The organism is Paracoccus simplex (genome assembly GCF_042648325.1).
In the GTDB taxonomy this organism is placed as follows: Bacteria; Pseudomonadota; Alphaproteobacteria; order Rhodobacterales; family Rhodobacteraceae; genus Paracoccus; species Paracoccus simplex.
The window spans coordinates 1-10,385 of record NZ_JBHRXE010000040.1; the positions used below are offsets into that span (position 1 = coordinate 1).

Consider the following 10,385-nt stretch of genomic DNA (forward strand, 5'->3'; position numbering starts at 1 on the left):
ATGTCACAGCTTCCCGCCGCGCAACTCCGTGGGGAGGCGTGGCATGAGTTGGAAGGTTGCGAATCTTTGCGCCGGGCGGCGCTTCGGCAGTCCGGTCCGAAAGCAGATCATCATGTTTCTGGCCGACAAGGCCAGCGATGACGGGTCTGGCATCTGGTGCTCCAAGGGAACGATCCAACGGCACACCGAGCTTGGCGAAACCACTGTCAAACGCACGATCAACGAGTTCCTGAGCGAAGGCATCCTGATCGAGACCGGCCGCCGCGCCTGCAAGAACGGTTTCACCGTTGTTTATCGCATCTCCCTTGCTGCCGTCCGCACCTTGGAGGGCATTGCCGAACCCGATGATGAGACGGGGTCCACAGAGGACGGGGTCTGCCGTGAACCCGGAACGGGGTCCGCTGCGGACCCGGTACCCCGTCCACAGCGGATCCCAAACCATCCTGAAACCATCCATAAACCACCTTCGCGTGCGCGTGCACGCGAGGCGGCGGCGGAATCTCTGGAGATATTGAAGGCCTATCCAACCGACCGATGTCGCAACGAAGCGGCCTGCCTGCATCACGTCGAAGCTGCCATTCAGGAGGTCGGGCATGAAAAGCTTCTCTCAGCTGTAAAGCGCTATGCGCTGGAGACCGCAGGCTATACGCGCTCAAAGGTCTGCTTCTCGGATAACTGGTTCAGGGTGGGCCGCTGGCGCGATTACATCGCGGACGAGCCGGAACCGCCTCAGGTGCCCACCCCGGCGCATGCGGAAAAAACTGCCGACTGGATCAAATCCCGTCATCCCCTGTGCCGGACCCTGAGCGTCGGGCAGGTCCGCATGGCGCTGGACCTGGAGCTGGTTTCCCGCAGCCAGATTGCCTTGGCCAATGACGAGATCGACCTGGGCTACATGATCGGGCCGTTCGATCACGCGGATTATCACAGCCTGACGCTGTCGCTCGAACCGCTCTATGTGGTGACGCCGCGCAACCATGCATTGCTGCGCTTGGCCGTCGTCACGCCCGCCGACCTGGCGGGCCAAGACATCATCCTGGGCGATACCCATGAATGGGAGGAATACCGCTGGCGCCTGGCCAACCTGTTCAGCGCTGAGGGCATATCGCTGAATATCGCCATCGAGGCATCGAACACCCTGGCCCTGCTGGGCCTGGTCGCGTCCGGGCTGGGCGTGACCGTCTATCCCGAAAGCCTGATCGGTTTCCTGGGCCGCAGCGCCGAGGTGCGCCCGATCATCCACCCGCAGTTCCGCATCAGCACCGTTCTGGCTTGGAAACGGTCGAACCGGTCGCGCCAGGTCCACGAATTCGTGGAGGTCGCCAAGCTGGCCGGGGTGCGCTAGCAACTGTATCTGTTAGGCTGTCGCGGCGGTCCATTTTTGACGGTTCTTGCACAGCGCGTTGGCGATGGTGACCAGCTTTCTGGCGACGGCGGTAATGATGACCTTGTGCAGCTTTTCAGCCTTGCGGAGGCGATCTGCGAAGGATCTCAGGCTTGGGTTGTGATGTGCCGCGACCAGCGCTGCCTGGAACATTACATGCCGGAGGGCACGGCGACCGCCTGCGATGGCACGTTTTCCGCGAAGAGTTCCGCTGTCGTGTGCGACCGGGGCCAATCCAGTGAGAGCGGCAGCCTCTTCGCCGGTGATGGTGCCGATCTCTGGCATTTCGGCGATCAGCATTGTGCTGGCAACTGGGCCGATCCCCGGGATGGAGCGGAGAACACTAGCGGTCTCCGACAGGCGATCATCGCCTGCGATGGCTCGGGCGATCCGGTCTTCCAGTTCCTTGACCAGGCTGTTGATCCGGTGTTTCAAATCGGTATCGACTTCCTCGAACATCGCGGCGGTGCCCAGTTTCTGATGTGCGCGAATTTGGGCAAGCAGCCGTTTGCGCATTTCAACCAGCTGCGCTCTTTTGGACGTCAAGGCTCTGAGAAGGAGAAGTTTTCTGCAGGAAGCATGGGGCCCGCTTCGGGTCGGAAGACAAAGAAGCGGGTAATGAGTTCTGCATTGATTCGGTCGGTCTTGGCGCGTGTGCCACGGCTTTGCACAAACGCCTTCACCTGAGCAGGAGGCACCTGGCGGGCTGCAACCCCTTCTGCCTCCAAAAGCGCCCATAGCTGCCATTCCTGACCGCCAGTCGATTCAAAACAGACGATGGCATCTTTGTCCCGCGCAATATCCGCCACGGCAGCATGACCTGCCGGAACGTTTGGCACTCTGACGCGATGCCCATCGGGGAGGCAATGAAGGTCCAGCCAGTCGCGGCTGACATCTATGCCGATAACGCGGCCGTGTGATAGGTTGTCCATGCTCTCTTCCTTCTGGTGCGCGGTCCTGCAAGGCCGCAATCAACTGTTCGAGACGATGAAGAGAGGCGGTGCCGACAGGCTAAGAAGCGTGGTCATGCCACAAGGGTCGTCGCGCACCACCCCGTCACTGACCCTGGCCTGGGCTGGTGACGGGGCAAGTCTAGCAAAACCCAGACACAGAAGGGGCAGGATTCATAATCCATTAAATGACAGTTGCGGCGAGGGCATGGCGGAGAGGTCACGCGGACAGCTCCGGCCCGCAGCGAAGCTCCATCCTTAAGGTGCCATCAGCGTGGTTGCGACACATTCTCCTGGTAGGTTCGCTCCCGCTTTGGCCAGGTGCTCTTGATATAGGCGAGGACAGCCCGGATTTCAGCATCGCTGAGAAAATCGGCAAAGCCGGGCATGTCGCTCTCATAGCCGTTCCCGACGATGGCGGCCGTGCCTTCCTTGATGATGCGGAACAGGATTTCATCGGCGTGATGCCACGTGTGGCCGCCGGCATCGTGCGGTGGCGCCGGGAGACGCCCGGACGGAAGGGGGGTCTTCCAGTCCGGCTGCCCCTCGAGTTGCGCACCGTGGCAGGAGGCACATTGGTCCGCGTAGACCTGCCGGCCCTGCTCGATGATCTCAGCAGTCGCCGCGGCGGTGGGCGCGCTACGAGCCTGATGCCATCCAAAGAGGATCGCTAGGGTCAGGTTGCCGAGGAGCAACCCGAACCACAAGATATTACGGAGTTCATTGCGCATAAGTTTCATGGCTACTGGTGAAGAATTTCAATTGGCTACATGCCGAGATTGAATTTCTGCCAGAGGCGCGACGCCGGGGGCAATGGACATTCCCGTGACCAGGGCCTATCTTTTCAGCATGTTCGCGCGCCTCGTCACCATGCTTGCCGTACTCGCGATCGCCGTCATAGCGACGGTGACGTCCGCGCATACTGCGGGCTTGAGCCCGGAGCCTAATCACGCGGTCCATGTCAGCGAGATGATGCAGGTTGTGGCCGGCAGCGATCATTCCTGTGATGGCGAACAGCACTGCGGATCGATGGATGCCGGAAGCTGTGAGTTGCTTTGCGCAGGTATTTCGATCTTCTTGATATCCCTGAGAGAAGACTCGGCCAGCGATTGCGCGCCTGCCAGCCATGCCCTGCCGACAGCTGAAACTGTCGTCAGTCGGGGCCCTGGACCGAACGAACGACCTCCCAAGCTCCGTCTCCTCTGATCGCGCGCCCGGGCCGAGGCCCGCTGCGTTCTCGTCGGTTATGATGAACGGGACAGGCTGTCCCGAGGAGACGAACATGAATACCATTTCACGACGCGGCTTTCTCGCCGCTGGCGCAGCCGTGCTGGCCGAAGCGCATCTGCCCCGGATCGCGGCAGCGCAGGGCGCCAGCCCGCTATCATTGCACGCCGCCAGTCGGACCTTCGATATCGACGGTCGGGCCGCCACCGTCTGGGGGCTTGCCGGCCCGGCCGGACAGGGGCTGACACTCGATCCCGGTGCGCGGTTTCGGGTGGATCTGCGCAACGATCTCGATGTTGAGACGCTGATTCACTGGCATGGCCAGATCCCGCCCAATGCACAGGATGGCGTGCCCGACATGCCTCTGCCGATGCTCGCCCCCGGCGAGACACGGGCCTATGACTTCGCGCCGCTGCCCGGCACCTACTGGATGCACGCGCATGTACCGCTGCACGAGATGCGTCTTCTGGCCGCGCCGCTGATCGTGCGCGGCGCCGAGGATGTCGCAGCCGACCGGCAGGAGGTGGTGTTGTTCCTGCATGATTTCTCGTTCAAGGCGCCCGAGGAGGTGATGTCCGAGATTCTCGGCGGCCACGGGGCCGCCGGAAGTCACGGAGGCAGCCACGGCGCGGGTATGGACGGCATGGACCACGGCGCGATGGGGAGCATGCCGATGGGTGGCATGAAACACGGCGCCATGGGTGGCATGATGGGGATGGGCGCCATGGAGATGGACCTCAACGACTACGACTGGGACGCCTACCTTGCCAACGACCGCACGCTTTCGGACCCCGAGGTGGTGCGGGTCGAGCGTGGCGGGCGCATCCGCCTGCGGGTTATCAACGCTGCCGCGGCGACGGTGTTCTGGATCGAGATCGGCGAACCGCAGGCGCGGCTGGTCGCAGTGGACGGACACGCGGTGCAGCCCGTTACGGACACGCGCTTCGGCCTGGCCATGGGCCAGCGGCTCGATCTCGAGATCGACCTGCCGCGGACGGGCGGCGCCTGGCCGATCCTCGCGCTGCGGGAAGGGGCGCGAGAGCGCACCGGACTGATCCTTGCCACCCAGGGCACCGAAATACGACGCATCGATACCGTGGCAGAGGCCGAGGCACCCGTCTTCGACACCAACCTTGCGCAGGAGGCGCGTCTGATCGCCTTGAACACCCTGCCGGACCGGCCGGTGGAGCGCAGCCACATCGTGATGCTGGGCGGCTCGATGCAGCCCTATGTGTGGACAATCAACGGTGCCGTCTGGGGCAAGCATCGCCCGCTTGCCGCACGGAGTGGCGAGCGGGTCGTGCTGTCGTTCCACAACATGTCGATGATGGGCCACCCAATGCATCTGCACGGACATGTGTTCCAGGTCGTCGGGTTGAACGGGCGTGCAGTCCGGGGCGCACTGCGCGACACGGTCTATGTGCCGCCGATGTCGATGGTCGATATTGCGCTCGACGCCGGGGAGGCCGCACGCTGGATGCTGCACTGCCACCATATGCCACATCTTGAGACCGGTATGATGACTGAATTCGCGGTCAGTGCATAGGCCGGTCAGAGCATGCCGGATGCTGGCGTTGTCCAGCAGGCGATCACTGACGGCCAGCAACGCCGGCTTCCGATCGCCTCTTGACCTTCCAGCGATTGGAATGCGCAGAACAGGTAAAACGCAAGCTCAGGAAACGCCGAGGAGGCGTGAAAATGACCAGCAAGACCGAACATGATCACCCGAACCAAACTCACCATTCGGCTCACGGGCATATGGATGATCACGCGCATGAGCACGTGGCTGTCGCGCACGACAGTGACCACAAGGTCAAGGATCCGGTCTGCGGCATGATGGTCGATCCCCACACGGCTGCGCACAAGGCCGAGCATGCCGGCCGACCCTATTGCTTCTGTTCGGCCGGGTGCCGCACAAAGATCCTGGTCGAGCCGGATCGCTATCTCGATCTCGTAGCAGCGGCGGCCAGGGCGGAGCCGGTTCCCGAGGGGACGAACTACACCTGCCCGATGCATCCGGAAATCCGGCAGGTTGGCCCCGGATCATGCCCGATCTGCGGCATGGCGCTGGAGCCGGTGCTGGTCAGCCTGGAGGGAGGGCCCAACGAGGAACTGATCGACATGACACGTCGGTTCTGGATCGGACTGGCGCTGACGATACCAGTGGTCGTCCTCGAAATGGGCGGCCATTTTCTTGGCTTGAGCCACTATGTCGGCCAGCTGACCTCGAACTGGCTGCAACTGATCCTCGCAACGCCGGTCGTTCTCTGGGCCGGCTGGCCATTCTTTCAGCGCGGCTGGCAGTCGCTGGTCAACCGCAGCCTCAACATGTTCACCCTGATCGCCATGGGCACCGGGACCGCCTGGATCTACAGCGTCGTCGCCACAGTTGCGCCCGGTATCTTTCCCGATGCGTTTAGCCAGCATGACGGTTCCGTCGCGGTCTATTTTGAGGCGGCGGCGGTCATCACCGTGCTGGTGCTGCTCGGGCAGGTGTTGGAACTGCGGGCGCGAGAGAGCACCAGCGGCGCGATCCGTGCGCTGCTCGACCTCGCCCCCAAGACCGCCCGGATCATTCGCGACGATGGCATGGAGGAGGAGGTTCCGCTCGACAGCGTGCATGTCGGCGACCGCCTGCGGGTGCGTCCCGGCGAGAAGGTACCGGTCGATGGCGAAGTGCTGGAAGGCCGCAGCGCCGTCGACGAATCGATGGTGACGGGTGAATCGATGCCGGTAACCAAGGAGGCCGGTGCATCGGCCATCGGCGGCACCATGAACCAGTCCGGCGCGCTGGTGATCGAGGCGCGGAAAGTTGGCCGCGACACCATGTTGTCGCAGATCGTCCAGCTTGTCGCCGAGGCGCAGCGGAGCCGCGCGCCGATCCAGCGCCTCGCCGACCAAGTGTCGGGCTGGTTCGTGCCGGCGGTGATCGTGGTCGCGGTCCTTGCCTTCATCGCCTGGTCGATCTGGGGTCCGGAGCCGCGCTTTTCCTTCGGTCTGATCGCGGCAGTTTCCGTTCTCATCATCGCCTGCCCCTGCGCGCTGGGACTGGCGACGCCGATGTCGATCATGGTCGGCGTCGGCCGTGGCGCACAGGCGGGCGTGCTGATCAAGAACGCCGAGGCGCTGGAGCATATGGAGAAGGTCAACACCATCATCGTCGACAAGACCGGCACTCTGACCGAGGGCCGGCCCGCTGTGACCGCCATCGTTCCGGCTGCTGGGTTCAGCGAGGACGAGGCGCTGCGGCTTGCCGCCAGTGTGGAGCGGGCCAGCGAGCATCCGCTGGCGCTGGCCATCGTCCGCGCCGCCGAGGAGCGCGGGATCGCGACGGCGCCGGTTGCCGATTTCGACTCGCCGACCGGCAAGGGCGCGCTCGGGGTGGTCGAAGGCAAGCGCGTTCCCCTTGGCAATGCGAAGTTCCTCGCCGAGCAAGACGTCGATGTCGCGCTGCTCGCTGATGAGGCCGACCGGCTGCGCGAGGACGGGGCAACCGCGATCTTCATGGGGGTGGATGGCCGCGTCGCTGCGATCTTCGCCATCGCCGACCCGGTCAAACCCTCGACACCCGAGGCGTTGGCTGCGCTGAAGACGCAGGGGATCCGGGTGGTCATGCTCACCGGCGACAACTGGACCACCGCCAAGGCGGTTGCCCGCCAACTCGGCATCGATGAGGTCGAGGCCGAGGTTTTGCCCGATCAGAAAAGCGCGGTCGTGCAGCGGCACAAGGCGGCGGGCGAGGTGGTGGCCATGGCCGGCGACGGCGTCAACGACGCCCCAGCGCTGGCGGCTGCGGATGTCGGCATCGCAATGGGCACCGGCACCGACGTGGCGATGGAAAGCGCGGGCGTCACGCTGCTGAAGGGGGATCTGACCGGCATCGTGCGGGCGCGGCGGCTGTCGCAGGCGGTGATGGGCAACATCCGCCAGAATCTGTTCTTTGCCTTCATCTACAACGCCTTGGGCGTGCCGGTTGCGGCAGGGGTGCTCTATCCGTTTTTCGGCATCCTGCTGTCGCCGATTATCGCGGCGGCTGCCATGGCGCTGTCCTCGGTCAGCGTCATCACCAATGCTGCTCGGCTGCGGAGGGTGAAGCTGTGACGATGGCGTGCCACGGCCTTCGATTTGCCATCACCCCCTTGTGAGCCGCATGCGGACCGTGACGGCGAGACAATGAATCCGTGAAACGAAGTTTGACGATCAGAAACGACAGCAACATCAGTTGGCGCACCATTCTGGCGGCTGCCGCCGCGCTGCCCCTGCTGATGTTCACGGCCGGCTGAGGACTGCTGAAGCGCTGCCGCTGTCGACGGCGTGGCATGGACCGAACCAGCATTCTACGAATGGAACGCCGCTTTCAGACGCAGAGCTTCGACGGGCTGAAGTACTTGCCGCCGATCCACAAGTCCCACCCGCAGGCGACTGCGCCCGAGGTCGTGGAGCGCATCCGGGCCTTGGTTCTGGAGCACCCGGCCTACGGCAGCAATCGGCTCAAGGCGATCCTGTCGCTGGAGGAGGTTAATGCCGGCAAGGTCATCGATATCACCCCAGAGCAGGCCGCCTTCCTGGAGCAGCTCAACCCCTGCTTCCGCGAGCGCCATGTGGAGAGCGCCGCCCCGGGTGAACTGCTGTCGGCCGATACCTTCTTCGTCGCAGCCTCAAGGGCGTGGGCAAAGTCTACCTGCACGCGGTGGTCGATACCTGCGGCTCCTACCCCTTCGGCTTCCTCCACGTCTCTAAGCAGCCTGAGGCGGCGGTGGCGGTGCTGCACAACGATGTGCTGCCCTTCTACGCTAACCTAGGTCGGCCGGTGAAAGCCGTGCTGACCGACAACGGCCGGGAGTTCTGCGGGACCGAGAAGCATCCCTACGAACTCTACCTCGATCTCAACGGCATCCAGCACCGCCGCACTAAGGTCAGAACGCTTAAGACCAACGGCTTCGCTTCAACGCCACCGCCCTCGACGAGTTCTTCCGCATCAAGATGCATGAAACCTTGTCTGATTGCAGCCCATCCGGCCTGACCTTTTTCAGGCTCGCCTTGTGGGGCTGGAGATGAGCCCTTTGCGGACGTTCGGTTGTCAATGCCCGCCGCCCGACAACCCAATACCAGAGATCAGTGCGCCCCAAACCTTCAGCCTTAGCCCGACTGCCTTTACGATGCCGGTGGCGGCAATGACATGGCCGCCAAAGCCGGGAAGGTTGCTGGAATAGGTCTGGACCATGCAACTGCTCCCGTCCAGCATGATTGCCGCATGTTCGGGATGGTCTAACTCGAAGTAGACCAGCAACGAGCTCCGTGACGCGGCGAGTCCTGGCTCGACTAGCCGCCCGCTCGGGACCATCTGACCAGCGGCAACCGCAGGTTGAATTGAGGAAATATGCGCCGGAAGCACGGTATTGTGGAACGTCAGCCCCATATTCGAGCCGCAGGCGATTTCGGCGGGCATGCCTTCGTAAAGCGCTGTACGGGCCACCTGAGAGAAGCCCGCCGTGATACGGAGCGGAATCGCGGGATCGCGGTCGGGGATGATGACCATCGCAGGGCTGACAATCAACTGCGAAGCCGGGCTGCCTGCACCCAAAACCACCTGCGTCACGACGCCGTTGGTAAAGCTGCGAACCTCGGTTTTGGCCAATGCGACCTGCGCGCTTTCCAGCGCTGCCTGAGCAGATTTGCGCTTTGCAGGAATACTCTCGCTCAGCTCGGTCTGCACTAATGCCACCTTGGCCTGAGCGGCTGACAGCCGCGCTTCATCGACCGTCACTTCTGCTTGCAAAGTGCGCACTGCGTCCTGCGTGCCGACCTTGCGTTCGGCCAGCAAGGTTGCCTGCTCAAGATCTTCTCTGGTCAGGTCTAGCGCGGCGGATGCCTCGGCTACGCTGGCTTCGGCTGACGCAAGCTCGTTGCGAGCCTTGGCCTCATCTGCGGTAAGCGCATCCAACGCAGCCTGGGCGCGTTTCAACTCGGCCAGCTGTGTGCTGTTTTCGATTCGGAATAGCAGGTCGCCCGTCGAGACACGCTGTCCGTTGCGGACACCCACCTCGGTCACTGGGCCGCTGGTCTGAGCCACAACCGATACGGTTCGAAATGGCAATACACCCGTATAGGATTTAGGGTGGAAGTAAAAGATGATCATAAACAGCGCAAAGGCCATCGCGGCCCACAGGAAAACCGCCGTTCTCATGTTCCAGACCGACATGGCCTCGCCGCGGCGCTTGAGCTGGAAGTAGCGGATGATGACGGGGAATGACGTCAGAAGCAGTTCGAGCACAGGTCAGTTCCCCTTCTCGGGCTCAGAAAATTCAATACTGTTTCCGGTGCCCGGCTGCTCCGGCCCGGGGCTGGCTGGCTGGCGCACCTCGACCAGCGAATGAAAGCGCGACCAATCTGCCATGAGCGCGATCAGAATTGCGCTGAGCGGCAGAAGCAGGCTGAAGTGATCGACCGGGAATATCTCATAGATCAGCGCGATGGTCAGCAACGTAGGGATCGTCTTTGCAAGGGGCGTGCCCTTGGAGCGATGTTCAGCCCAGCGGTCAAATGCGGCGTAGAGCGAGACGAGAGCAAAGATTGCCAAGCAAAGGATAGCAATAGCGATCCACGCCAAGGTATCCGTTTCGCCTGGCGCCACGAACCACGACGGCGCGCTGTGCGCGGTATCGGCTCCACTCGCCATGATATGCCTCTTAACATAGTAGATTATAGGGAAATCACGGTGACGTTAGCTGGGTGCGCGCTATATGTCTATATGGCTCTGTTGCACAAATCGGCTTAAGGCCGAGGTTCCCCTTTCCCCGGACGGACTTATCCCACAGCTTCCG

At 62.8% G+C, this 10,385-nt stretch carries 9 protein-coding genes and 1 pseudogene; 5 read left to right on the forward strand and 5 right to left on the reverse strand.

The window, feature by feature from the left end; translation table 11 throughout:
* The coding region (locus tag ACFOMP_RS14245; protein ID WP_379031675.1) for a LysR substrate-binding domain-containing protein at positions 1 to 1,345 on the forward strand (1,345 nt) is incomplete at its 5' end.
* 12 nt (positions 1,346 to 1,357) lie between these two features.
* Here ACFOMP_RS14245 and ACFOMP_RS14250 read toward each other — a convergent pair.
* The 3 genes from ACFOMP_RS14250 to ACFOMP_RS14260 all read right to left on the reverse strand — a co-directional run bounded on the left by ACFOMP_RS14250 (position 1,358) and on the right by ACFOMP_RS14260 (position 3,065).
* A complete protein-coding gene (locus ACFOMP_RS14250; protein ID WP_379031678.1) occupies positions 1,358 to 1,900 on the reverse strand; it encodes a transposase in 543 nt (180 codons plus the stop codon).
* Positions 1,901 to 1,926: 26 nt separating this feature from the next.
* Positions 1,927 to 2,316, reverse strand: a complete 390-nt coding sequence (locus ACFOMP_RS14255) for an IS110 family transposase (protein ID WP_379031681.1) — start codon at positions 2,314 to 2,316, stop codon at positions 1,927 to 1,929.
* 287 nt (positions 2,317 to 2,603) lie between these two features.
* On the reverse strand, positions 2,604 to 3,065 hold the full coding sequence (locus tag ACFOMP_RS14260; protein WP_379031696.1) for a c-type cytochrome: 462 nt from the start codon (positions 3,063 to 3,065) through the stop codon (positions 2,604 to 2,606).
* 94 nt (positions 3,066 to 3,159) lie between these two features.
* Here ACFOMP_RS14260 and ACFOMP_RS14265 point away from each other — a divergent pair, with 94 nt between their 5' ends.
* From ACFOMP_RS14265 to ACFOMP_RS14280, 4 genes and pseudogenes are all read left to right on the forward strand, one after another.
* Entirely contained in the window at positions 3,160 to 3,540 is a 381-nt protein-coding gene (locus tag ACFOMP_RS14265) for a hypothetical protein (RefSeq protein ID WP_379031684.1), read from the forward strand.
* A 76-nt stretch (positions 3,541 to 3,616) separates the two neighbouring features.
* The gene (locus ACFOMP_RS14270) at positions 3,617 to 5,107 is read left to right on the forward strand and encodes a multicopper oxidase family protein (protein WP_379031687.1); all 1,491 of its coding nucleotides are present in this window, start codon (positions 3,617 to 3,619) and stop codon (positions 5,105 to 5,107) included.
* Positions 5,108 to 5,259: 152 nt separating this feature from the next.
* Complete coding sequence (locus ACFOMP_RS14275; RefSeq protein ID WP_379031690.1) at positions 5,260 to 7,662, forward strand: heavy metal translocating P-type ATPase; 2,403 nt, start codon at positions 5,260 to 5,262, stop codon at positions 7,660 to 7,662.
* 203 nt (positions 7,663 to 7,865) lie between these two features.
* A pseudogene (locus ACFOMP_RS14280) lies at positions 7,866 to 8,553 on the forward strand (DDE-type integrase/transposase/recombinase); the annotation flags it as partial.
* A gap of 88 nt (positions 8,554 to 8,641) precedes the next feature.
* Here the strand turns inward: ACFOMP_RS14280 and ACFOMP_RS14285 are convergent.
* Both ACFOMP_RS14285 and ACFOMP_RS14290 read right to left on the reverse strand, forming a co-directional pair.
* Positions 8,642 to 9,835: an HlyD family secretion protein gene (locus ACFOMP_RS14285; protein WP_019352001.1), complete on the reverse strand. Its 1,194-nt coding sequence runs from the start codon at positions 9,833 to 9,835 to the stop codon at positions 8,642 to 8,644.
* Between the two features lie 3 nt (positions 9,836 to 9,838).
* Entirely contained in the window at positions 9,839 to 10,240 is a 402-nt protein-coding gene (locus ACFOMP_RS14290) for a hypothetical protein (protein ID WP_379031693.1), read from the reverse strand.
* Positions 10,241 to 10,385 lie beyond the last annotated feature (145 nt).

Coding starts and splice junctions, on each gene's coding strand:
- ACFOMP_RS14290 (WP_379031693.1), bottom strand. CDS start 10,240: ATGGCGAGTGGAGCCGATACCGCGCACAGCGCGCCGTCGTGGTTCGTG.
- ACFOMP_RS14255 (WP_379031681.1), bottom strand. CDS start 2,316: ATGGACAACCTATCACACGGCCGCGTTATCGGCATAGATGTCAGCCGC.
- ACFOMP_RS14270 (WP_379031687.1), top strand. CDS start 3,617: ATGAATACCATTTCACGACGCGGCTTTCTCGCCGCTGGCGCAGCCGTG.
- ACFOMP_RS14260 (WP_379031696.1), bottom strand. CDS start 3,065: ATGCGCAATGAACTCCGTAATATCTTGTGGTTCGGGTTGCTCCTCGGC.
- ACFOMP_RS14275 (WP_379031690.1), top strand. CDS start 5,260: ATGACCAGCAAGACCGAACATGATCACCCGAACCAAACTCACCATTCG.
- ACFOMP_RS14250 (WP_379031678.1), bottom strand. CDS start 1,900: ATGCGCAAACGGCTGCTTGCCCAAATTCGCGCACATCAGAAACTGGGC.